Origin of the sequence: Acidovorax sp. T1 (assembly GCF_002176815.1) — a bacterium.
In the GTDB taxonomy this organism is placed as follows: Bacteria; Pseudomonadota; Gammaproteobacteria; order Burkholderiales; family Burkholderiaceae_C; genus Acidovorax.
In genome coordinates this window covers 158,104-179,514 of sequence record NZ_CP021648.1, presented here as the reverse complement: position 1 = coordinate 179,514, position 21,411 = coordinate 158,104, and the positions used below count along the sequence as shown (strand labels likewise).

The 21,411-nt window shown below is 66.0% G+C and carries 22 protein-coding genes; 7 read left to right on the top strand and 15 right to left on the bottom strand.

From position 1 onward, the window contains the following. Nucleotides 1-2 precede the first annotated feature (2 nt). From CCX87_RS00785 to radA, 4 genes are all read right to left on the bottom strand, one after another. Nucleotides 3-209, bottom strand: coding sequence for a zinc-finger domain-containing protein (locus tag CCX87_RS00785; protein WP_087743020.1), 207 nt, complete (start codon nucleotides 207-209; stop codon nucleotides 3-5). A gap of 2 nt (nucleotides 210-211) precedes the next feature. Further along, nucleotides 212-1,162: a branched-chain amino acid transaminase gene (locus CCX87_RS00780; RefSeq protein WP_087743017.1), complete on the bottom strand. Its 951-nt coding sequence runs from the start codon at nucleotides 1,160-1,162 to the stop codon at nucleotides 212-214. 43 nt (nucleotides 1,163-1,205) lie between these two features. Then, entirely contained in the window at nucleotides 1,206-1,640 is a 435-nt protein-coding gene (locus tag CCX87_RS00775) for a glycerate kinase (RefSeq protein ID WP_086911002.1), read from the bottom strand. 79 nt (nucleotides 1,641-1,719) lie between these two features. Then, nucleotides 1,720-3,099: a DNA repair protein RadA gene (gene radA, locus CCX87_RS00770; protein ID WP_087743016.1), complete on the bottom strand. Its 1,380-nt coding sequence runs from the start codon at nucleotides 3,097-3,099 to the stop codon at nucleotides 1,720-1,722. A gap of 115 nt (nucleotides 3,100-3,214) precedes the next feature. On the opposite strand from radA, the gene hpaI reads away from it, so the two are divergent. Both hpaI and CCX87_RS00760 read left to right on the top strand, forming a co-directional pair. After that, a complete protein-coding gene (gene hpaI, locus CCX87_RS00765; RefSeq protein ID WP_087743014.1) occupies nucleotides 3,215-4,045 on the top strand; it encodes a 4-hydroxy-2-oxoheptanedioate aldolase in 831 nt (276 codons plus the stop codon). A 198-nt stretch (nucleotides 4,046-4,243) separates the two neighbouring features. Continuing rightward, complete coding sequence (locus CCX87_RS00760; RefSeq protein WP_087743011.1) at nucleotides 4,244-4,867, top strand: glutathione S-transferase family protein; 624 nt, start codon at nucleotides 4,244-4,246, stop codon at nucleotides 4,865-4,867. 73 nt (nucleotides 4,868-4,940) lie between these two features. Here CCX87_RS00760 and CCX87_RS00755 read toward each other — a convergent pair whose 3' ends face one another. The 3 genes from CCX87_RS00755 to CCX87_RS00745 form a co-directional block, all read right to left on the bottom strand. Beyond that, a complete protein-coding gene (locus tag CCX87_RS00755) occupies nucleotides 4,941-6,521 on the bottom strand; it encodes an ABC transporter substrate-binding protein (RefSeq protein WP_087743008.1) in 1,581 nt (526 codons plus the stop codon). Between the two features lie 147 nt (nucleotides 6,522-6,668). Further along, nucleotides 6,669-7,580 carry a lytic transglycosylase domain-containing protein gene (locus tag CCX87_RS00750; protein WP_087743006.1) on the bottom strand — a complete coding sequence of 304 codons (912 nt, stop codon included), beginning with the start codon at nucleotides 7,578-7,580 and terminating at the stop codon, nucleotides 6,669-6,671. Nucleotides 7,581-7,685: 105 nt separating this feature from the next. Next, a complete protein-coding gene (locus CCX87_RS00745) occupies nucleotides 7,686-8,498 on the bottom strand; it encodes a siderophore-interacting protein (RefSeq protein ID WP_087743004.1) in 813 nt (270 codons plus the stop codon). A 73-nt stretch (nucleotides 8,499-8,571) separates the two neighbouring features. Between CCX87_RS00745 and CCX87_RS00740 the strand changes: the two genes are divergently transcribed. Then, nucleotides 8,572-9,051 carry a MarR family winged helix-turn-helix transcriptional regulator gene (locus CCX87_RS00740; protein ID WP_087743002.1) on the top strand — a complete coding sequence of 160 codons (480 nt, stop codon included), beginning with the start codon at nucleotides 8,572-8,574 and terminating at the stop codon, nucleotides 9,049-9,051. Nucleotides 9,052-9,312: 261 nt separating this feature from the next. Here CCX87_RS00740 and alr read toward each other — a convergent pair whose 3' ends face one another. After that, complete coding sequence (gene alr / locus CCX87_RS00735; RefSeq protein ID WP_087743001.1) at nucleotides 9,313-10,428, bottom strand: alanine racemase; 1,116 nt, start codon at nucleotides 10,426-10,428, stop codon at nucleotides 9,313-9,315. A 179-nt stretch (nucleotides 10,429-10,607) separates the two neighbouring features. Here alr and lplT point away from each other — a divergent pair, with 179 nt between their 5' ends. The 3 genes from lplT (at nucleotide 10,608) to CCX87_RS00720 (ending at nucleotide 13,432) form a co-directional block, all read left to right on the top strand. Continuing rightward, nucleotides 10,608-11,912: a lysophospholipid transporter LplT gene (lplT, locus tag CCX87_RS00730; RefSeq protein WP_087743000.1), complete on the top strand. Its 1,305-nt coding sequence runs from the start codon at nucleotides 10,608-10,610 to the stop codon at nucleotides 11,910-11,912. 56 nt (nucleotides 11,913-11,968) lie between these two features. Then, a complete protein-coding gene (locus CCX87_RS00725) occupies nucleotides 11,969-12,865 on the top strand; it encodes a DMT family transporter (protein WP_087742999.1) in 897 nt (298 codons plus the stop codon). A 72-nt stretch (nucleotides 12,866-12,937) separates the two neighbouring features. Further along, complete coding sequence (locus CCX87_RS00720; RefSeq protein WP_087742998.1) at nucleotides 12,938-13,432, top strand: glutathione peroxidase; 495 nt, start codon at nucleotides 12,938-12,940, stop codon at nucleotides 13,430-13,432. A gap of 10 nt (nucleotides 13,433-13,442) precedes the next feature. Here CCX87_RS00720 and CCX87_RS00715 read toward each other — a convergent pair whose 3' ends face one another. Further along, the gene (locus tag CCX87_RS00715; protein WP_087742997.1) at nucleotides 13,443-14,306 is read right to left on the bottom strand and encodes a ProQ/FINO family protein; all 864 of its coding nucleotides are present in this window, start codon (nucleotides 14,304-14,306) and stop codon (nucleotides 13,443-13,445) included. Between the two features lie 249 nt (nucleotides 14,307-14,555). Here CCX87_RS00715 and CCX87_RS00710 point away from each other — a divergent pair, with 249 nt between their 5' ends. Further along, complete coding sequence (locus CCX87_RS00710) at nucleotides 14,556-15,176, top strand: phosphoribosyltransferase (RefSeq protein ID WP_087748101.1); 621 nt, start codon at nucleotides 14,556-14,558, stop codon at nucleotides 15,174-15,176. Nucleotides 15,177-15,200: 24 nt separating this feature from the next. On the opposite strand, the gene glcF is transcribed toward CCX87_RS00710, so the two are convergent. The 6 genes from glcF to CCX87_RS00680 form a co-directional block, all read right to left on the bottom strand. Further along, a complete protein-coding gene (glcF, locus tag CCX87_RS00705; RefSeq protein ID WP_087742996.1) occupies nucleotides 15,201-16,454 on the bottom strand; it encodes a glycolate oxidase subunit GlcF in 1,254 nt (417 codons plus the stop codon). A 36-nt stretch (nucleotides 16,455-16,490) separates the two neighbouring features. After that, on the bottom strand, nucleotides 16,491-17,276 hold the full coding sequence (locus CCX87_RS00700) for a YoaK family protein (protein WP_087742995.1): 786 nt from the start codon (nucleotides 17,274-17,276) through the stop codon (nucleotides 16,491-16,493). Nucleotides 17,277-17,346: 70 nt separating this feature from the next. Beyond that, nucleotides 17,347-18,468, bottom strand: coding sequence for a glycolate oxidase subunit GlcE (gene glcE / locus CCX87_RS00695; RefSeq protein WP_198314740.1), 1,122 nt, complete (start codon nucleotides 18,466-18,468; stop codon nucleotides 17,347-17,349). Nucleotides 18,469-18,680: 212 nt separating this feature from the next. After that, the gene (gene amt, locus CCX87_RS00690; protein ID WP_087742994.1) at nucleotides 18,681-20,120 is read right to left on the bottom strand and encodes an ammonium transporter; all 1,440 of its coding nucleotides are present in this window, start codon (nucleotides 20,118-20,120) and stop codon (nucleotides 18,681-18,683) included. A gap of 42 nt (nucleotides 20,121-20,162) precedes the next feature. Beyond that, on the bottom strand, nucleotides 20,163-20,501 hold the full coding sequence (gene glnK, locus CCX87_RS00685) for a P-II family nitrogen regulator (protein ID WP_086910987.1): 339 nt from the start codon (nucleotides 20,499-20,501) through the stop codon (nucleotides 20,163-20,165). Nucleotides 20,502-20,547: 46 nt separating this feature from the next. After that, nucleotides 20,548-21,279, bottom strand: a complete 732-nt coding sequence (locus CCX87_RS00680; protein ID WP_087742993.1) for a TorF family putative porin — start codon at nucleotides 21,277-21,279, stop codon at nucleotides 20,548-20,550. Nucleotides 21,280-21,411: the final 132 nt, after the last annotated feature.

The following is a 21,411-nucleotide window of genomic DNA, read 5'->3' as shown; positions in this document are numbered from 1 at the left end:
AATCAATGACCGCCGTGAGCGACCTCGCCCGCCTTCAACCGGTACACCGTGCCGCAATAAGGGCACTTGGCTTCCCCGGTATGGGCCACGTCGAGATAGACCTTGGGATGGCTGTTCCAGAGCTTCATGTCTGCTTTGGGATTGGGGCAGAACACGCCGCCCTGGGCGTTCAGGTCTTTGGCCAGAAGTTCAATAACGGCTTGCGACATGGTCAGACCTTGGTGAGCCAGTGGGCGTATTGGGGATTGCGGCCGTTGACGATGTCAAAGAAAGCGCTCTGGATTTTTTCGGTAATGGGACCCCGGCGGCCCACATAGTCACCCTTGCCCAGCTCGATGCGGTCCAGTTCGCGAATGGGCGTGACTTCGGCGGCCGTGCCGGTGAAGAAAGCTTCGTCGGCGATGTACACCTCGTCGCGCGTGATGCGCTTTTGCACCACTTCCAGGCCCAGGTCCTTGCAGATATGGAACACGGTGTTGCGCGTGATGCCGTTGAGGGCACCGGCCGACAGGTCGGGCGTGTAAACCACACCGTTCTTGACGATGAACACGTTCTCGCCCGAGCCCTCAGAGACAAAGCCGGCGGCATCGAGCAGCAGCGCCTCGTCGTAGCCATCGTCGGTGGCTTCGGTATTGGCCAGAATGGAATTGGTGTAGTTGCTCACCGCCTTGGCCTGGCTCATGGTGATGTTGACGTGGTGGCGCGTGTAGCTGCTGGTTTTGACGCGGATGCCGCGGGCCATGCCGTCTTCGCCCAGATAGGCGCCCCAGGCCCAGGCCGCCACCATCAGGTGTATGTCGTTGCCCTTGGGCGACACGCCCAGCTTCTTGTCGCCGATCCAGGTCAGGGGGCGCAGGTAGCCCGATTCCAGCCGGTTCTCGCGCATCACCGCGCACTGCGCCTCGTTCACCTGCTCCTGGGTGAAAGGGATCTTCATGCGCAGGATCTTGGCGCTGTTAAACAGGCGCTCGGTGTGGTCCTGCAGACGGAAGATGGCCGTGCCGCCCACGGTGTTGTAGGCGCGCACGCCTTCGAAGGCGCCGCAACCGTAATGCAGGGTGTGGGTCAGCACATGGATCTTGGCATCGCGCCAGTCGACCATCTGGCCGTCCATCCAGATCTTGCCGTCACGATCGGCCATCGAGGGAACTACGGGGCTCATGGGTGTCCTTTGGGTTGCTGGAGGTGTCGCAAAACCACGGATTTTACGGCGCCGCCGACCCTGCATCGCCGCCTTGGGCATCGGCGGGTTCCACCGGACGCTCCAGCGCCCACTTCACCAGCTTGCCATTCTGGAACACGCAGGTCACATGCGATTGGGTGCCATCGGTCCAGCGGTAGACCTCGGGCTGTTCGTTTTCGGGCGACTGCAGCGCCCCCAACGAGCGGGTCATGGCGACCACATGCATCAGGCTCACCCCCGCCTGCAGTTTGGCATTGAGCATGACGGCGCTGCCCACATGGCCGATCGGGCGATCGGCCGCCTTGCGCAGCACATTCATAAGGCGGGTGAAATGCAGCAGGGCCCACATGAGGACGCCCCCGCCGACGGCCGCCACGCCCATCCAGCCATAGGACCGAAAGCCCATCACCACAACAATCACCAGCCCCACGGGCACCAGGATATTTCTAAAATTCATGGCCCCATTGTCTTACGGCGCCACCCGCCCAACCCTGTGGGGAGTGCGTAGGCATGCCTGAGAGGCTGAGCGCTGGCCCTCAGCCCATCCCGCGCACCACGTTCATGGCCTCTTCCACGCGCTCCACGGCGTGGATGGTCAGGCCCTCGATCGGTTTTTTGGGGGCATTGGCCTTGGGCACCACCGCCACGCTGAAGCCCAGCTTGGCCGCCTCGCGCAGGCGCTCCTGGCCGCGGGGCGCGGGGCGCACCTCGCCCGCCAGCCCTACCTCGCCAAAGGCGATGAACCCCTGCGGCAATGCCTTGCCCCGCAGGCTGGAGGTGATGGCCAGCATCACGGCCAGGTCGGCGGCGGGCTCGCTGATGCGCACGCCACCCACGGCATTCACAAACACGTCCTGGTCCATGCAGGCCACGCCCGCATGGCGGTGCAGCACAGCCAGCAGCATGGCAAGGCGATCCTTGTCCAGGCCCACACTCAGGCGCCGCGGGCTGGGGCCGCCACTGTCCACCAGAGCCTGTATTTCGACCAGCAAAGGCCGGGTGCCTTCGAGCGTGACCATCACACAACTGCCCGGCACGGGCTCACTGTGCTGGCTCAGAAAGATGGCGCTGGGGTTACTGACCCCCTTGAGGCCCTTCTCGGTCATGGCGAACACGCCGATCTCGTTGACGGCACCAAAGCGGTTCTTGATGGCGCGCACCAGGCGGAACTGGCTGTGCGTATCGCCTTCGAAATACAGCACCGTGTCCACCATGTGCTCCAGCACGCGGGGCCCGGCCAGCGCACCCTCCTTGGTCACATGGCCCACCAGCACGATGGCCACGCCCGATGCCTTGGCGCAGCGTGTGAGGTGCGCCGCGCACTCGCGCACCTGGGCCACAGAGCCGGGTGCCGACGTGAGCTGGTCGGAATACACCGTCTGGATCGAGTCGATCACTGCCACCGCCGGTTGCATGGATTCGATGGTGGCCAGGATTTTTTCCAGCTGGATCTCTGCCAGCACGTTCACCTGGCTGTGGTCCAGCCCCAGCCGGCGCGAGCGCAGCGCCACCTGGGCGCCGCTTTCTTCGCCGGTCACATACAGGGTGGGCAGGCCGGCGCGCTGCAGCGCGTCCAGCGCCTGCAGCAGCAGCGTGGACTTGCCAATGCCCGGGTCACCACCAATCAACACCACACCGCCTTCGACGATACCCCCGCCCAGCACGCGGTCCAGTTCGTCGATACCACTGGGCGTGCGCGCGATGTCGGTCGCCTCGATGGCCGCCAGCGGCATCACGGCCTGCGCCTGCGCCAGCCCGGCAAACTGTGCGCCGCTGTAGCGGTTTTTGCCGGGCCCGGCATCTGCCACCGATTCGATCAGCGTGTTCCAGGCGTTGCACGATGGGCATTTGCCCAGCCATCGCGGGCTGGTGCCGCCGCACTCGGTGCAGGTGAACGTGGTTTTGTCTTTGGCCATGGCGTATGTCGTTGGAAGCCCCTGGAACGGGGCTGCTGACTATAGCGACCATGCCAACGCGGCCTGGCGACACGCCGTACGATGGCGGGCTTGGCAACGCCGCACGGAGTTCAGATTGCAGACACCCACCAACCGCTTCAAACAGGCCATGGCCCAGGGCCAGGCCCAAATCGGCCTGTGGCTCGGGATGGCCGACGCCTACAGCGCCGAAATCCTCGCCGGCACCGGCTACGACTGGCTGCTGATCGATGGCGAACATGCGCCCAACGACCTGCGCTCCATCCTGCACCAGCTGCAGGCCATTGCCAGTACCACCAGCGCCCTGCCGCCGGGTGCACAGGCGCCCCACCCCATTGCCCGTGTGCCTGTGGGCGACACCGCGCTGATCAAGCAATACCTGGACATCGGCGCGCAAACCCTGCTGGTGCCCATGGTGGACACCGCCGAGCAGGCGCAGCAGCTGGTGCGCGCCACGCGCTATGCGCCCGAAGGTGTGCGCGGCATGGGCAGTGCGCTGGCCCGCTCGTCGCGCTGGCAGGCCTACCCCCAGTATGTGCACGAGGCCAACCAGCAGATCTGCCTGCTGGTACAGGCCGAGACGGTGGAAGCCATGGCCAATCTCGATGCCATCGCCGCCACGCCCGGCGTGGATGGCGTGTTCATCGGCCCGGCCGACCTGTCGGCCTCGATGGGCCACCCCGGCAACCCGGGGCATCCGGAGGTGCAAGCCGCCATTCACGACGGCATTGCGCGCATCCTGCGCGCGGGCAAGGCGCCGGGCATTCTGGCCACCACCGAATCACAAGCGCGCCAATGGCTCGCCGCCGGTGCGCTGTTTGTGGCCGTGGGCGTGGACACCATGCTGCTGGCCAGCGCCGCGCAGGATCTTCTGGCGCGCTTTCGCACCAATGCCGGTGGTACACCCCAGCGCCCTGCGGGCTATTGATGCCCTGGCGAAATCACCCGCATCGAATCAATCAAAACACCCAGGAAGACAAAGGCCCAACACCCATGAAAGCCGGCTTGGAGACCGGTCCGTCACACTGAAATTCGGTGCACTTTGTAGTTGAATTTTCAAACCAAATTGGCCTCAAGTGCTTATCCATAAAGCGCTAACAGCTACTCAATTAATAGCACACCAACCATGACCCCTCTCACGCTTTATTACACCCCCGGCACCTGCGCGCAGGCCGTTCGCATCGCCTTGGAAGAGGCTGGCGCCGAGCACCAGCTGGTGCGTGTGAACTTCACCGCTGGCCAACAGCGAACGCCCGAATACCTCGCCGTCAACCCCAAGGGCCGCGTGCCCGCCCTCGTCACCCACCACGGTACGTTGACGGAAACGCCCGCGCTGCTGGCCTACGTGGCGCAGAGTTTTCCCGAAGCACGCCTTGCACCCGCCGAGGCCCACGGCTTTGCGCGCATGCAGGAGTTCCACAGCTACCTCGCGTCCACAGTGCATATCGCCCACGCCCACCGCCCCCGCGCCAGCCGGTGGGCCGACGAGCCTGAAGCCATTGCCGCCATACAGCGCAAGGTGCCGCAAAACATGACCGACTGTTTCCAGCTGATTGAAACCCACTATCTGGCATACGCGCAGCAGGGTCCCTGGGTCATGGGTGAGCAGTACACCGTGGCGGACGGCTATCTGTTCACCATCGCAGGCTGGCTGAAAAGCGATGGCGTGGACATTGCGCTGTTCCCCAAAGTGTTTGCCCACACACAGCGCATGCTGGAGCGTCCGGCGGTGCAACGCGCACTGGACTGACAACCCGGCGAGCAAATATAAAAAAAGCCCCGACGCTTGCCCAGCACCGGGGCTTTTTGCTGTGTGGGCCTGGTCAGTTGACCTTGAGCGCGCGCCAGTCAATGCGGTTGTCCGCCCGGTGCGGCAGGTCCACCTTTTGCGTGGCGGCCCACGGGATCACCTGGTTGTACAGCGGGATGTGCGAAATGAGCTCGTGGTCCTGCACCAGGGCCTTTTCGATCAGGCTGTTGCGCGTGACCGGGTCGGTTTCCTTCTTGATGCGCTCGATCAGCGCATCCTGCTGCGGGTTGCTGAAGCGGCCCAGGTTGAAGTTGCCGTCGCCGCCCACGCCCGGCGAGCGGATCAGCGACTGCAGCGAATAGAACGCATCAAACGTCGGCACGCCCCAGCCCAGCAAATAGATGCTGGCCTCGTTGCGCTGGATCATGGGGAAATAGGTGGCAAACGGCAGCGAGCGCAGCTTCGCCTTCACGCCCACCTTGGCCCACTGCGAGGTGATGGCCTGGCACAGCTGCTCGTCGTTGATATAGCGGCCCGCGCTGCAGGCAAAGTCCACCTCGAAGCCGCTGGGATAGCCCGCATCGGCCAACAACTTTTGCGCCGCCTTGGCGTCGAACGGCCAGCGCACATCGGCCTTGGGCGTCCAGCCGTTGACTTGGTGGGCAATCAGCGCGCCCGTGGGCTGGGCCAGGCCGCGCAGCACCACGCGCTGGATGGCGTTGATGTTGATCGCCTGGTACAGCGCCTTGCGCACCCGCACATCCTTGAGCGGGTTCTTGCCCTTGACGTCCGAGCCCGGCAGTTCGTCGCGGAACTGGTCCAGCCCCAGAAAAATGGTGCGGTATTCGGCGCCTTCCAGCACCTTCAGGCCCTGCGTCTGGCGCACCCGCGCCAGGTCCTGCAGGCTCGGGTCAATGATGAAATCGATCTCGCCCGACAGCAGCGCCGCCGTGCGCGTGGCGTCGGACTTGATGGGGGTGAAGACCACTTCGGTCACGTTGGTGGCGAACTTGCCCTTGCCCCACCAGTGCGGGTTGGATTCGAGCACCACGCGCTGGTCGGGCGCCCACTGCTTGAGCACGAATGGCCCCGTGCCCAGCGCGTTGCGGTGGGCAAAGGTTTCGTCCTTGCTCTTGATGTCCTTGGGCTCGACCGACTTGTGCTTCTCGGCCCAGGCCTTGCTGAGAATGCGCAGCTCGGTCAGCTGGTTGAGCAGCACCGGGTTGGGCACGTCCGAAAAAATGTCGATGGTGTGGCTGTTGACCTTTTCCACCCGGTCAATGCCCTGGGCATAGACCGCGTAGTTGGAGCTTTTCGACTTGGCACGCTCCAGAGAAAACTTGGCATCGTCAGCGGTGAACTCGCTGCCGTCGCTGAACTTCACGCCCTTGCGCAAGCTCAGGCGCAGCTGGGTGGGGCTCACCAGCTTCCATTCAGTGGCCAGCGATGGTTCAGGCTTGAACGTCTTGCTGTTGTATTCGACCAACGTGTCGTACACGGCGGCGTGCAAGGTGTTGTTCACGCCCACGTTCTGGGCGTGAACGTCCCACGACGACACATCGACAGCACGCGCCCAGTGGAACGTCTTGGCCTGCGTGGCCAGGGGCAAGGTGACAGCCAGCACTGCGGCAAGCAGCAAGGGTTTGAATTGCATGGGTTTGCCCCTCTCAGAAAACAAGACGCTACTGTGACCGAGGGCAGGCATCGCCGGAACCATTTTTTGGCTGTATCCATATGCGTTGTGGGGTCAGCCCCATGCATGCCACCGACGATGTGCGCCCGCGGGTGCACCGCACGGACCTTACTTGCGCCGCAGTGCCAGCCGAATGCGTTCAAGCGCCGGCGATGGCGGGGCCACGGTGCGGTCGAACGGGTGCGCGGTGGCGCCAACGGCCTTCAGGATGCGCTGCACGTAGGCGCGTGTCTCCAGGTAGGGCGGCACGCCGCGGTAGCGCTCGACCTTGCCCTCGCCCGCGTTGTAGGCGGCGGCCACCAGCGCCACGTCGCCCTCGAAATAGGCCAGCAGCCAGCGCAGATAGGTCAGGCCCCCACGGATGTTCTGCGCCGGGTCATACGGGTTCTTGACGTTGAAGCGCTCGCTCGTCTCGGGAATCAGCTGCATCAGGCCCTGCGCGTTCTTGGGCGACAGCGCCTGGGTGTTGAAGTTCGATTCGGCGGCAATGATGGCCAGTGCCAGCTGCGGCTCGACCTGGTATTGCGGCGCCATCTTGAGCACCAGCTCCACGATCTTGCGCGGCGCGGTCAACTGGTAGTTGACCCCCGGCGGGGCTGCCACAAGCTGCGCAGGCGGCGACGGCGGTGGGGGGCGCAGGCACTCGGGCACCTCGTCGGTGGCGCCGCCGACCACCTGCAACATGCGCGCGGCCACGCCCAGCCCCTGCTCGGCGGCGGCCCGGAAGAAGTAGGCGGCCGCCACATCGTCGCGCGCCACGCCGCGCCCATGGGCATACATCCATCCCAAGTTGTATTGCGCCTGCATGTCGCCAAGCCGCGCGCTGGCGCAATACAGGGCCACGGCGCGCAGCGGGTCGCGCGCCACGCCCTCGCCATGCTCGTAGGCAATGGCCTCCTGGCGCAGGCTGGCGGCGCGGTTGCTGTCGGTTTCGCCACCTTGCGCCCGCACCGCACCCGCGCCCAAGGCGCAGGACAACACCACCGACAGCGGCGCAAGGATCGACAGGCTGGCATGCATATTTTCAGTATGCGCGCCTTGGCGCCATCCGTCACGTCCTGTGCGATATGCACCCCGCAGGGGTCATGCGGCAGTGTGCCTTGCCACTGCCGGCACAGGCCCACCTCATGCAGCTGCGGTGGCCAGATCCTCATGGTGATCGGCCACGCCCCGCTTCCAGTAGGCGGCGATGCGCATGCGCCTGGCATCCACCCCCGGCTTGGCCAGCACGGCGCGGCGCACGGCGGCCATGTCGGCATGTTCACCCGCAGCCCAGATGTAGCCCGCGCCGGCAGGAAGCGCCAGTTCTTCCACGGCGGCAGGCAAGGCCGGCACCCATTGCAGGTCCAGCTGCGCCGCGCTGAGCAGCGCTCGCCGGTCGGCAGGGTTTTGCACCTGGATGCGCACGGTGGCCCGTGTATGTGCAGGCAGCTCGGCCAGGCGGCGGGAGATGGCGGGCAGTGCGGTCTCGTCGCCGATGAGCCAGTGCCAGTCAAAACCGGCAGGAATTACCAGGCTGCCGCGTGGCCCCGCAATGCCTACCCACTGGCCGACAAAGGCCGCAGCCGCCCAGTCCGACGCCGGACCGGCCTCGTGCAGCGCGACTTCGATGTCCAGCTCACCCGCGGCGGCGTCAAAGCGCGCCGGGGTGTAGTCGCGCAGCACGGGGCGGGGCCCGGAGAACACGGGACGGCCATCCTGCACGATGGGCAACGATGGGCGCTCCTGCCCGGCCTGCGGCAGGATGAGCTTGAGGTGGTCGTCAAAGCCCGCACTGGCAAAGCCGGCCAGTTCCGGGCCCGCCAATGTGAGCCGCACAAAACCGGGGCTGACCTGGATGCGGCGCACCACCTGAAGATGGCGTGCCTGGATCGGGTGGCGAATGCGTTCGATGGCCAGGTGTGCGGCAGTCGCAGCGATGGAAAGAGGTGTGCTCATGCGTTAAAATGTTGATTTAATCAACCAATCATTCACCATAAAGTTGACTTTGTCAACCTATTACCTTGCTTTTATGACCCAGCGCACCCGCCCCGACGTCTTGGAAGCCATGCACGAGCTGATGCACGCCTACCGGGCGCACATGGTGCGCGCCATGGCGGACGTGCATCCCGGGCTGACATTCAATGAGATGCGTGCGCTCTCCTTCATTGGCCGCCACCCCGGCGCCACGCAAAAGGAGCTGGTGCGCCACAGCGGCGCGGACAAAGCGCAGGTCGCGCGCATGCTTGGCCTGCTGCAGGACAGGGGTTGGCTGGAGCGGCTGCCCCATGCCGAGGACAAACGCAGCCGCTGCCTCACCCTCAGCGCTGAAGGCGCCACCCTGTACCAGGCGCTGCAGGCTTCACGGCAAGCACTGTCAGCATCGGTGCTTGCCGGCTGCGACGAGGCCACGCAGACCCAGTTGCTGGCCTTGCTGGCGCGCGTGCGCGGCAACCTCGATGCCCTGCCCGCTGAGCAGGGCGATCCGGTCGATTGCCAGCGAGGCGATTGAGTGCGCATCCCCGAACATTCGATCAAGCCCCGCCTGAACGGTTGTTTCAAGCATCAAAGATGCCGGCTATATTTAGATGAAATCAGGCTATAGCGCTTATCAATAAAGCGCTAGCAGCTATCAAAAACATAGTATTCAGCCCCGCAGAAACCTCACCGACGCGGGCAGTGACTGCACCTGCACTTGCACCTGCACTTGCACCTTCACTTGCGCCTGGGCGCGGGAAATGGTCAATGGTGGTGCCCCGCAGCGGCTTCCAGGTCAGGCCCCGCCGTCCACCGCCACCGGCACGCGCGGCGCCAGCGCGCACATCAGCTCATAGCCCACGGTGCCAGCGGCCTGCGCCACCTCGTCGATGGGCAGCACGGCGCCGCTGCGGGCGCGCCCCCACAGCGTGACTTCGCTGCCGAAACCGGCGTCCACGCCGGCCGCGATGACCGGGGTCAAGTCCACCGTCACCATGTCCATGCTCACCCGCCCCACCAGGCGCGTGCGCACGCCGTTCACCAGCACGGGCGTGCCGGTGTCGCAATGGCGCGGGTAGCCATCGGCATAGCCACAGGCGGCCACACCAATGGTGAGCGGCCCCTCGGCCGTGAAGCGCGAGCCGTAGCCCACGGTGTCGCCCGCCTGCAGCTGCTGCGTGCCGATGATGCGGCTGGCCAGCGTCATGGTGGGCTGCACGTCCCAGTAGTCGGCGCTGCGGACCGGAAAATCGGGCGCGCTGCCGTACAGCACGATGCCTGCACGCACCCAGTCGCCGCGCACCTGGGCGTCGCTGGCAAAGCGCAGCGTGGCGGCGCTGTTGGACAGGCTGCGTTCGCCGGGCAGGTCTTGCGTGGCGGCGTTGAAGGCCGCCATCTGGTGCGCAACGCCGCGCGGGCCATCGGCATCGCTGAAATGGGTCATGAACGAAATTTCATCCACCTGCGGCAACGCGTTCAGGCGCGCCCAGGCGCTGCGGTAGCGCTGCGGCGTGAAGCCCAGGCGGTTCATGCCCGAGTTCAGCTTGAGGAACACGCGGTGCGGCACCTGCGTCTTGTGGGCGGCCAGCATGTCGATCTGCTCGTCGCAGTGCACGGCATGCCACAGCGAGAGGCGCGAGCACAGCTCCAGGTCGCGCGGCTCGAACACCCCTTCCAGCAGCAGGATGGGGCCGCGCCAGCCCAGCTGGCGCACGCGCTCAGCCTCGGCCAGGTCGAGCAAGGCAAAGCCATCGGCGGCGCGCAGGCCCTCAAAGACCCGCTCAATGCCGTGCCCATAGGCATTGGCCTTGACCACGGCCCAGGTTTTGGCGTCGGGCACGGCCTGGCGCACGCGCTCCAGGTTGTGTTGCAGGGCAGCGGTATGGATGGTGGCGTGGATCGGGCGCGGCATGGCAATGGTGGGAGAAACGAGCGTGGAATTGTGGCATTGCACGCCCGCAAGAGCCTGTTTGCGATCTCGCAAGGGTTCGCAAACAGGCTCTGAACGCGTGATATAACCGCCAGTCACTTGTACGCGGCCTCCCAATCCAATCGGGCATCAGCCTCACTGATGCCCCCTCCAGCCATTCGATGAAGCGCGGTTTCTACACCATCATGTCGGCGCAGTTTTTCAGCTCGCTTGCCGACAACGCACTCTTCGTGGCGGCCGTGGAATTGCTGCGCACCGGCGGTGCCCCCGAATGGCAGCGCGCGGCACTGGTGCCCATGTTTGCCCTGTTCTATGTGGTACTGGCGCCCTTCGTGGGCGCGTTTGCCGATGCCTTGCCCAAAGGCCGGGTGATGTTTGTCAGCAATGCGATCAAGATCGTGGGCTGCCTGATGATGCTGTTCGGCTCGCACCCCCTGATTGCCTACGCCGTGGTGGGGCTGGGCGCGGCGGCCTATTCGCCGGCCAAGTACGGCATCCTCACCGAGCTGCTGCCGGCCTCGCAGCTGGTCAAGGCCAACGGCTGGATCGAGGGGCTGACCATTGCCTCCATCATCCTCGGGGTGCTGCTGGGCGGGCAGCTGGTGGGGCAGCATCTGTCGGCGGCGCTGCTGTCCATCAACCTTCCCATGATCGATACGGGCGTCGACACCGCCGCCGAATCGGCCATCGCCGCGCTCATCGTGGTGTATGCGCTGGCCGCCTGGTTCAACACGCGCATCCCCCACACGGGCGTGGAGATGCGTCCGCTGCGCCAGCACCCGCAACGCAGCATTCTGGCCAGCACGCTGGCCCTGCTGCCCGACTTCTGGGCCTGCAACAGCCGCCTGTGGCGCGACAAGCTGGGGCAGATTTCCCTCTCGACCACCACCCTGTTCTGGGGCGCGGGGGGCAACCTCAAGTTCATCGTGCTGGCCTGGGCCGGCGTGGCCCTGGGCTACGACACCACGCAGGCGTCGGCCCTGACCGGCGTGGTGGCCATCGGCACCGCCGTGGGCGCCGTGGCGGCATCGATGCGCATGCGCCTGGACATGGCCACCCGCGTGATTCCACTGGGCATCGCGATGGGGCTGCTGCTGATCCTGATGGTGTTCATCAGCAACATCTGGCTGGCCATTCCGTTCCTGATCCTTTTGGGCGGGCTGGGCGGCTTTCTGGTGGTGCCCATGAACGCCCTGCTGCAGCACCGGGGCCACAACCTCATGGGCGCTGGGCGGTCGATTGCCGTGCAGAACTTCAACGAGCAGGCCTGCATCCTGGGCCTGGGCGCGTTCTACAGCCTGTCGCTCAAGCTGGGGTTGTCGGTCTTCGGCGCCATCACCGTGTTTGGTGTGGTGGTGGCCGGCATCATGTGGATCATCCAGCGCTGGCATGCCAGCAACTGCCGCAACCACAGCGAGGAATTGACCCACCTGCTGCACATCGCGCGGCAGGATACGCACCACTGAAGCTATTAATTTAATAGCTGCTAGCGCTTACTGCATAAGCGCTAGATGCCGATTTGATGCCTAATCTACTCCCCATACTGGCCCTGCTGCTCAACGCCTTTGTCTGGGGCGTTTCGTGGTGGCCGTTCCGGCAGCTGCACGCGGCCGGGCTGCACCCGCTGTGGGCCACGGCGCTGATGTATGCGCTGGCGCTGGCCTGCCTGCTGCTGGCCCGGCCGCAGGCGCTGCGCAGCGCGCTGCAACACCCCGCCCTGTGGCTGCTGGCGCTGAGCTCGGGCCTGACCAACGTGGCCTTCAACTGGGCCGTGACGGTGGGCGACGTGGTGCGCGTGGTGCTGCTGTTCTATCTCATGCCCGCCTGGTCGGTGCTGCTGGCCTGGAAGGTGCTGGGCGACCGCCCCACCGGCATGGCGCTGGTGCGGCTGCTGCTGGCCTTTGCGGGTGTGGCACTGGTGCTGGTGCCCGCCGATGCCGCGTGGGCCCGGCTGGCGTCCCACCTCTCGGGCGCCGACCTGCTGGCCCTGGCGGGCGGTTTCTGTTTTGCCCTCACCAACGTCACGCTGCGGCGCTTGCATGCGGTGCCCGGCGAGGCGCGCATGCTGGCCATGTTTGCCGGCGGCGTCCTGCTGGCGGGCCTCAGTGCGGCGCTGGGGCTGGCGGCGGGGGCCGTGCCCGCCCTGCCCGCCTTGGCAATGGCCTGGGTCCCGCTGGCCTTGGCGCTGGCGCTGGCCTTTTTGCTGGGCAACTACGCACTGCAATATGGTGCCGCGCGGCTGGCCGCAGGCACCACGGCCCTGGTGATGCTGTCCGAGGTGGTGTTTGCCAGCGTATCGTCGGCCCTGCTCACCGCCGTCTCACTGGCACCTCGCACCCTGCTGGGCGGGGCACTGATCATGCTGGCGGCACTGCTGGCGGCCTTGCCATCCCGGCAACGCACCGGCGCGAGCGCCTGACACACCGGGCAACGCCCGACGCCAGTCGCTACCATGGGCGTTTCGATTTGGTTCGTCCCCAAGGAGTTGCCCATGTCCAGCCTCTACGACTTCGAAGCCCAGCCCATGAGCGGGCCCGCCGTGCCACTGCGGCAGTTTGAGGGCAAGGTATTGCTGATCGTCAACACAGCCAGCGCCTGCGGCTTCACCCCGCAGTTCGGCGGGCTGGAAGAACTGCACAAGCAGTACGGCGACAAGGGGCTGGTGGTGCTGGGGTTTCCGTGCAACCAGTTCGGCCACCAGGACCCGGGCAGCAACGACGAGATCGCCAGTTTCTGCCAGCGCAACTACGGCGTGGGCTTTCCGATGATGGCCAAGATCGACGTGAACGGCGCCAACGCCGCGCCCCTGTACCAGTGGCTTACCGCCGAGGCCCCTGGCCTGCTGGGCAGCAAGGCCATCAAGTGGAACTTCACGAAATTCCTCGTGGGCAAGGACGGCCGCGTGATTCGCCGCTATGCGCCGCAGGATGCGCCAAAAAAGCTGGCAGCGGATATCGAGGCGGCTCTGGCCGCACCTGCCGCCTGAAAAACGGCAATCAGGCCGTTGCGGCGGACGGGCGCTGGCGGCGCGCGCGCTCCAGCATCTGGCCGGTCTGGCGCGGGTCCATGCCGTACATGTCGGCAAAGGCCTCCAGCGTCTGGCCGCTGGCTTCAAAGGCGCGCAGCAGGGCCTCGTCCTTGGCATTGCGGGCCGCCCATTCGGCAAAGGCTTCTTGCAGGATGGCATTGGCCGCTTCGTCGCGGCCGGTGACCAGATCGGTGTAGGCCTCGCGCGTGAGGCCCGAGGCCTCGAAGGCCTGGACCATGCGCTTACGCAGCTTGGGCAACATGTCTTCGCCCGCCCGGGCCTTGCGGCGGCGAAACACCTCCAGCAGCGCATGGTGCACATGCTCGGGCGCCATGTCTTCAACGGGCTGGCCCGCCAGGTCGTGGCGCTTTTCGCCCGCGGCCACGCTTTGCAGGTAGCGGGTGGAACGGGTGTGGATGCCCAGCGCCACCTTGAGCGCATCGCGTTCAAACAGCTCGGGGTGGGCTTCCAGCAGGTCCTGAAAGATGCCGCGCTTGAGTGGCAAAAACACCGCGCCAAACAGATGGGGATAAAGGCCCGCCAACTGCTCCAGTGCCGGGTGGGTGCGCAGGGGCGTGCGCGACGGTGCCGGCTGGCCTGCCGGGGCCTGGCCCTCGGCATGGGCGCGATCGCGGCCACGGCCGTTGTTGCGGCCACCGCGCCCACCACGGGGCGGGCGATCGCCGCGCGGGGAATCCGCAGTGGTCGCGATCGCGGTGGCAGGATCCGTGGCTGCCGGAGCGCTGTCGCCAGTCTCGGGCTGCTGCATGGCCTGCGGGGCGCTGGCGGCGGGCGCCGCGGTAGGTTCTTGTTCTGGCACGTTGTCGGTCATGGCGTAGCGGGTGGAAGGGCAACAAAACCCTCGATCATGCCAGCCTTGGCAAAACGGCCCCCACACGGCGCACCAGAACCACCGCTCGGGAACAGGAATGTTGCAGTGGGCTGGCTGTTTGTCGCGGGGGTGCTGACATGCTCTACCGAAGCCATCCCCGGGATTGACGCCCAGAGCAACGCTCCATAAAGTGGGCCGTTGCGCGCGCAAAACCTGATCGGCAGCGCTGAACCCGCCCAAGGTGACACCATGTTCCAAGACCGCGTTGACGCTGCCCACCAGCTGGCCGACCGCCTGAAGGCCTACGGCGCGCAGCAGCCCCTGGTGTTGGCCATTCCGCGCGGCGCCGTGCCCATCGGCAAAATCGTTGCGCGACAGCTGGGCGGCGATTTCGACGTGGTGCTGGTGCGCAAGTTGCGCGCGCCCTTCGAGCCGGAAGTGGCCATCGGTTCGGTGGCAGAAAGCGGCTGGACCTACCTCGCGCCCTACGCGGCTGCGGTGGGCGCCGACCCGAATTACATCGCCGCCGAAAAGCAAAAACAGCTGGCCACGATCCACGCGCGCCGGGTGCAATACACGCCCATCCGCGCACCGATCGACCCGCACGGGCGCGTCGTCATCGTGGTGGACGATGGCCTGGCCACGGGGGCCACCATGATTTCCGCGCTGCACAGCCTGCGCCAGCGCCAACCCGGCAAGCTGGTCTGCGCTATTCCGGTGGCATCACCCGACGCTCTGGAAAAAATCCGGCCCATGGCCGACGAGGTGGTGTGCCTGCAGGCGCCAGAAAATTTTCAGGCGGTGGGCCAGTTTTACCGCCACTTTCCGCAGGTGGACGACGAGGAAGTGATCGCGCTACTGCGCGCCTGACGCCGGCGCTGCGGGCGCTTGCGTTCAAGCCGCGCCAAGCGCCTCGTCCAGCACTTCCACCCAGTGCCGCACCGGCGTGCCGGTGCCACTTTGCAGGTGGGTGATGCAGCCGATGTTCGCCGACAGGATGACGTCCGGTGGCTGCTCGCCAAAGGCTTCTTTCAGCCCATCCAGTTTGCGGTCGCGCAGCTGGTACGACAGGTCAGGGTTCAGCACCGAATACGTGCCCGCAGAGCCGCAGCACAGGTGCGATTCATTGCGTGCCACGCGCAGCTTGAACCCCAGTTGCGCCAGGTGCGTCTCGACGCCGCCGCGCAGTTGCTGCCCGTGCTGCAGCGTGCAGGGCGGGTGGTAGGCGAACAGCAGCCCAGGGCGCTGCACCCGGCCCGCCAGTTTCTGCGCCAGCTCGGGCAGCAAGGCGGGCAGCAGCTCCGACAGGTCGCGCGTGAGGGCGCTGATGCGCGCGGCCTTGGCGGCGTAGTGCGGGTCGTCCTTCAGGATATGGCCGTATTCCTTGACGGTGACGCCGCAGCCCGAGGCATTCATGACGATGGATTCCACCCCGCCCGCCTGCACCAACGGCCACCAGGCGTCGATGTTGGCGCGCATCTGGGCCTTGCCGCCTTCCTGGTCGTTGAGGTGGAACTTGACGGCGCCACAGCACCCGGCCTGGGGCGCGATCACGGCCTGGATGCCCGCAGCATCGAGCACGCGGGCGGTGGCGGCGTTGATGTTGGGCATCATGGCCGGCTGCACGCAACCGGCCAGCATGAGCACCTTGCGCGCATGTTGGCGGGTGGGCCAGGCACCGGCCGACTGCGGCGCAGGCACCTTGGCCTGGAGGGTTTTGGGCAGCAGGCCGCGCACTGCCTGGCCCACCTTCATGGCCGGGGCAAACAGGGGCGATGGCAGGCCTTCCTTCAGCGCCCAGCGCAGGGCCTTTTCGCCCAGGGGGCGGGGCACCTTTTCATCGACGATCTTGCGGCCGATGTCCACCAGGTGGCCATATTGCACGCCGCTGGGGCAGGTGCTTTCGCAGTTGCGGCAGGTCAGGCACCGGTCCAGGTGCATCTGGGTCTTGCGCGTGGGCGCCTCTCCTTCGAGCACCTGCTTGATGAGGTAAATGCGGCCGCGCGGGCCATCGAGCTCGTCGCCCAGCAGCTGGTAGGTGGGGCAGGTGGCGGTGCAAAAGCCGCAGTGCACGCACTTGCGCAGGATGGATTCGGCCTCCAGGCCGTCAGGGCGGGCGCGGTATTCAGGGGCGAGTTGGGTTTGCATGGGGTGCAGCCTGGACGGGTCAACAAGAAGAAAAATTCAGGGGGCGGGCGGCAGCTGGGCGGGCACGGCTTTGCGCAAGGGATGGCGCAGGCGCGAGCGATCGGCCCACAGCGGGGACAGTGACAGGGCCAGCAGGACCAGCGCCAGCGGCACCACAAACACAAAACCCACATGCTTGAAGCCGGCCGCCCCGGCAATGCCGCCGACAAGAAACATTGCCACCAGGCCAGCAAATAGCCGCAGCCGGGACTGGTTGGCGCGCACCTGATTCTCCACCGCGATGCCGGTGCGGTTCCAATACAGCATTTTGCCCAGCTCGATGCCCAGGTCGGTCACCACGCCCGTCATGTGCGTGGTGCGGATCTGGGACGACGACATCTTGGTCACGGTGGCGTTCTGCAACCCCATGATGAAGGACAGCAGCAGCACCGTCGTGGGCACCGCAAACGGAGTGCGCCAGTCGAGCGTGATGGTGCCCACCAGCCCGAACACCAGCATGAGCAACGCCTCCAGCACCAGCGGCAACGCATAGCTGCTGTGCAGTTTGCGCTGCAGCGCCCAGTTCACCATCACCGCCGTGGTGGCCGCCCCGCTGATGAAGGCCAGCAGGGCACCCAGGGCGCTGAGCACCAGCACCATATTGCCCAGCACCAGGTTGTCGGCCAGCATGGACAGGAATCCGGTCATGTGCGAGGTGTACAGGTGCACCACCAGAAAACCGCCCGCATTCACCGCCCCGGCATTGAAGGCCAACAGCAGGCCCAGCACGCGGTTGCTGGTGCCGGTGCGGTGGTGGCCGGTGAGGTGCCGCAGGCGCCGCATGGTCAGCTTGCGCCGCCGTCAAGGCGCGGCTTGCGGTGCCATTCGGCGGTGGCAGCCATGTGCCCGCCCCTCACCACTGCGGCGCCAGGCGGCCAGGATTGAAGATGCCGGCCGGATCAAAGGCGTGCTTGAGGCGCGCATGGATCTGCGCCACGGCCGGAGATTTCAAGTCGAACTGGCCTGTAGCGCTTACCCCACAAGCGCCATCAGCTATGAATAAAGTAGCACCTCCACCCGCCGCCCGGGCCGCCTCGCGCAGCGCATCGCCCTGCTCCAGCGGCGCCTGCACCCAGCGCAGGGCGCCATGCCATTCGATCAGCGGCGATACACCCGCGGGCAGTGCCAGCACCGGCGCGGTGGCGGGCAGTGACAGGCGCCACAGCGCCTGCCCGGGCCGGGCGCGGCGGGCGGCGAACCAGGGCAAGGTCTGGTCCCGGCAGGCCCGCCAGTCGGGCGCCACGGTGGCGTTGTCGAGCCGCGTGCCGCCCATGCTGCGGCAGGCCGCATCGACCGCCGCCACGGCGCCGCGCAGTCGCACATAAAGCTGGTCCACGCCCGCGTCTTCCACCCAGCAGCTGGCGTTGAGCGGCAGGGGCTGGCCGCCCCAGGCGTGCAGCCGGCGCAGGGCGTCGGCCTGGTGGCATTCAAAGCGCAGCGTGGCCTCGGCGGGCGCCACGGGCAGCACCTTGAGACTGACCTCGGTAAGCAGACCCAGCGTGCCCCAGGCGCCCGCCATGAGGCGCGAGACATCGTAGCCCGCCACATTCTTCATGACCTGGCCGCCAAACGTGAGCAGCTCGGCGCGGCCGTTGAGCAGCACCACGCCCAGCAGGTAGTCGCGCACCGCACCCACGCTGGCGCGGGCAGGGCCGCTCAGGCCGGCGGCCACCATGCCACCCACCGTGGCGCCAGCGCCGAAATGGGGCGGCTCAAAAGGCAGGCACTGGCCTTGTTCGGCCAGCACGGCTTCCAGCTCGGCCAGCGGCGTGCCGGCACGCGCCGTGACCACCAGCTCGCTGGGCTCGTAACTCACGATGCCGGTGAGCACGCGGGTGTCGAGCAGCTCACCGCGCAGGGCCAGGCCATGAAAGTCCTTGGTGCCCCCGCCACGGATGCGCAGGGGAGTTTGCGCGGCGACGGAGGCTTGGACACGATCAACAATCTGGCGCAGGGCGATTTCCATGGCCTGCATGGTAGCGGCTCGCAACCGGGACTGCCGGACGAACCGCATGAATTTTTTGAACAGCGGCCATGCAATCCGCTGGCGCGGCGGCTGGGCAGGCTGCAAGCTGCTGCTTCATCCCATAAAAAAGGCCCGCCGAAAGGGCGGGCCAAAACCTTGAAGAGACACTCACCGAAATTTTAGGGCGCTGCGGCGCCACCAGACGCCGCAGCGGGGGGTTGTCAGCGGTTGTATGCCGTTTCGCCGTGCGAGGTGATGTCCAGACCTTCGCGCTCGGCTTCTTCGGGGACACGCAGGCCCACCAGCAGATCGGCGATCTTGTAGGCGATGAAGGAGACCACGCCCGACCACACGATGGTGAGCAACACGCTCTTGACCTGGATCCACAGCTGCGCACCCATGGCAAAGGTGTCGGGGGTCAGGCCGCCCGTGCCACCCAGGCTTTGCGAGGCAAACACCGCCGTCAGGATGGCGCCGACGATGCCGCCCACGCCATGCACGCCAAACACATCGAACGCATCGTCGGCACCCAGCATCTTCTTGAGGCCACCCACACCCCACAGGCAGATCACGCCAGCAATCAGGCCCAGCACGATGGAACCCATGGGGCCCACGAAACCGGCAGCCGGCGTGACCGCCACCAGACCGGCCACCGCACCCGAGGCCGCACCCAGCATCGAGGCCTTGCCTTTGTGCAGGGCTTCACCAGCCAGCCAGGACAGCGTGGCAGCGCCCGTGGCCAGGATGGTGTTGATGAAGGCCAGGCCGGCCACGCCGTTGGCGGCACCGGCCGAACCGGCGTTGAAGCCGAACCAGCCCACCCACAGCAGCGAGGCGCCCACCATGGTCAGCGTCAGGCTGTGGGGCGTGAGCGCTTCCTTGCCGAAGCCGATGCGCTTGCCCACCATGTAGGCGCCCACCAGGCCGGCGATACCGGCGTTGATGTGCACCACGGTGCCGCCCGCGAAGTCGAGCGCGCCATCCTTGCCCAAAAGGCCGCCGCCCCACACCATGTGGGCCATGGGGATGTAGCTGAAGGTGAACCACAGCACGGCAAAGATCAGCACGGCGGCAAACTTGATGCGCTCGGCGAACGAACCCACGATCAGCGCCACGGTGATGGCGGCAAAGGTGGACTGGAAGGCCACGAACACGTACTCAGGGATGGTCGGCAGCAGGCCCGACAGCGTGTCGGGCGCAATGCCCTTGAGGAAGATCTTGTCAAACCCGCCGAAGAACTGACCCTCGCCGGCGAAGGTCAGGCTGTAGCCGTAAACGGCCCACAGCACGGTGATCAACGCGAAGATCACGAACACCTGCACCAGCACCGACAGCATGTTCTTGGAGCGGGCCAGGCCGCCGTAGAACAGAGCCAGTCCCGGGATCACCATCAGGATCACGAGCATGGTGGAGGTCAGCATCCACGCGGTGTCGCCGGAGTCGAGCTTGGGCGCTGGCGCTGCGGGCGCAGCCTCGGCAGCTGCAGCCGTGGCGGCGGCGGGCGCCGGTGCCGCAGCCGCCTCGGGGGCAGCAGGTGCGGCGGCATCGGCCGCCGGGGCGGCCGTGGTGGTTTCGGCCGGGGCAGGGGCCTGGGCCAGGGACATGGATCCTGCGCAAAGCAGGCTCAGTCCCAGAACGAAGGAGGCAAGCAGTTTTTTCATGGCATGTTCTCTGTGTGGGATGCAGCGGGCCTTGGCCGGCGCTTAAAGGGCTTCCTTGCCGGTTTCACCGGTGCGAATGCGCACCACCTGCTCCAGATGGGTGACGAAAATCTTGCCGTCACCAATCTTGCCGGTGCGTGCCGCGCCTTCGATGGCTTCGATCACGCGGTCCACCAGTTCATCGGCCACGGCGGCCTCGATCTTGACCTTGGGCAGAAAATCGACCACGTATTCCGCGCCGCGGTACAGCTCGGTATGGCCCTTCTGGCGCCCGAAGCCCTTGACCTCGGTCACCGTGATGCCTTGCACCCCGATGTCGGAGAGGGCTTCGCGCACTTCGTCGAGCTTGAAGGGTTTGATGATGGCTGTCACCATTTTCATTTGAGGTTCCTCCGATAGACGGCACCGCAGGGGTGCCTGCCGTTGATTACAGGGTTTTGGTGAGCGTGGCGACCACGCGGGCTTTGTTGACGGGGCCGAAGAAGTCTTTCTTGTTGGCGCCCACGATAGCAGCGCCCAGTGTCAGGCCATCGCCAAAGTCGTAGGCACCGCCGACGCTGTAATCCATGTAGTTGGGCACGCCGGTGTCCTTGATGTCGCCGGAAAAGCGGGTAAAGCCCACCGATGCCTTGAGCGTTACCTTGGGCATCACTTCCTGCGCCAGCGCCAGGTTCAGATAGCCCGTGTTGCGGCCCCGCAGGCCCGATCCGGCCTTGGCGCCTGCCCAGCCGAAATAGTCCTTGGACACCGTGTGCGAATACTTGGCGACGAACGGGCCAAACGTGGCGGCACCATAGAGCTCGACGGTGTTGCCACTGGTGTTGCCGGGGTACAGATAGGCCAACGCGCCCACATCCATATCCACCTCGCCGGCCTTGAATTTGTAGCCGCCGTAGACATCGGATTCCAGCGAGTTGCCGGACAGCCAGTTCACGCTGGAGTTCCAGTTGCCGACATACCAGCCGGTGTCACCGAAGGCATAGTCAAAACCGCCCTGCACTGCTGGCTTGAACGCACTCACCTTGCTGGTGTCCTGGTCCTGCCCCCGGAACTTGTAGTTGCTGGTCATGCTGACATTGCCGGTGAGCTGGGCGCTGGCCAGCAATGGCAGGGCTGCAACAAAGGCGACGCTCAAGAGCTTGATGGATGCGCGGGTCATGTTTCCTCCGGTTGGACAATGATTAGGGACAGTCGTGTTAAGCACGGTCCGTGCCATGTCGCGCATCGCTGTGGCGGCAAGCCACACGCCCACATCGTGCATTCGCTTACATTGGTGGTAGCGCCGCGCCAC

Coding starts and splice junctions, on each gene's coding strand:
- CCX87_RS00680 (WP_087742993.1), bottom strand. CDS start 21,279: ATGACCCGCGCATCCATCAAGCTCTTGAGCGTCGCCTTTGTTGCAGCC.
- glnK (WP_086910987.1), bottom strand. CDS start 20,501: ATGAAAATGGTGACAGCCATCATCAAACCCTTCAAGCTCGACGAAGTG.
- glcE (WP_198314740.1), bottom strand. CDS start 18,468: ATGCAGGCCATGGAAATCGCCCTGCGCCAGATTGTTGATCGTGTCCAA.
- CCX87_RS00710 (WP_087748101.1), top strand. CDS start 14,556: ATGTTCCAAGACCGCGTTGACGCTGCCCACCAGCTGGCCGACCGCCTG.
- CCX87_RS00715 (WP_087742997.1), bottom strand. CDS start 14,306: ATGACCGACAACGTGCCAGAACAAGAACCTACCGCGGCGCCCGCCGCC.
- CCX87_RS00760 (WP_087743011.1), top strand. CDS start 4,244: ATGACCCCTCTCACGCTTTATTACACCCCCGGCACCTGCGCGCAGGCC.
- lplT (WP_087743000.1), top strand. CDS start 10,608: ATGAAGCGCGGTTTCTACACCATCATGTCGGCGCAGTTTTTCAGCTCG.
- CCX87_RS00700 (WP_087742995.1), bottom strand. CDS start 17,276: ATGCGGCGCCTGCGGCACCTCACCGGCCACCACCGCACCGGCACCAGC.
- CCX87_RS00755 (WP_087743008.1), bottom strand. CDS start 6,521: ATGCAATTCAAACCCTTGCTGCTTGCCGCAGTGCTGGCTGTCACCTTG.
- CCX87_RS00740 (WP_087743002.1), top strand. CDS start 8,572: ATGACCCAGCGCACCCGCCCCGACGTCTTGGAAGCCATGCACGAGCTG.
- radA (WP_087743016.1), bottom strand. CDS start 3,099: ATGGCCAAAGACAAAACCACGTTCACCTGCACCGAGTGCGGCGGCACC.
- CCX87_RS00785 (WP_087743020.1), bottom strand. CDS start 209: ATGTCGCAAGCCGTTATTGAACTTCTGGCCAAAGACCTGAACGCCCAG.
- CCX87_RS00750 (WP_087743006.1), bottom strand. CDS start 7,580: ATGCATGCCAGCCTGTCGATCCTTGCGCCGCTGTCGGTGGTGTTGTCC.
- CCX87_RS00780 (WP_087743017.1), bottom strand. CDS start 1,162: ATGAGCCCCGTAGTTCCCTCGATGGCCGATCGTGACGGCAAGATCTGG.
- glcF (WP_087742996.1), bottom strand. CDS start 16,454: ATGCAAACCCAACTCGCCCCTGAATACCGCGCCCGCCCTGACGGCCTG.
- amt (WP_087742994.1), bottom strand. CDS start 20,120: ATGAAAAAACTGCTTGCCTCCTTCGTTCTGGGACTGAGCCTGCTTTGC.
- CCX87_RS00725 (WP_087742999.1), top strand. CDS start 11,969: ATGCCTAATCTACTCCCCATACTGGCCCTGCTGCTCAACGCCTTTGTC.
- alr (WP_087743001.1), bottom strand. CDS start 10,428: ATGCCGCGCCCGATCCACGCCACCATCCATACCGCTGCCCTGCAACAC.
- CCX87_RS00775 (WP_086911002.1), bottom strand. CDS start 1,640: ATGAATTTTAGAAATATCCTGGTGCCCGTGGGGCTGGTGATTGTTGTG.
- CCX87_RS00720 (WP_087742998.1), top strand. CDS start 12,938: ATGTCCAGCCTCTACGACTTCGAAGCCCAGCCCATGAGCGGGCCCGCC.
- CCX87_RS00745 (WP_087743004.1), bottom strand. CDS start 8,498: ATGAGCACACCTCTTTCCATCGCTGCGACTGCCGCACACCTGGCCATC.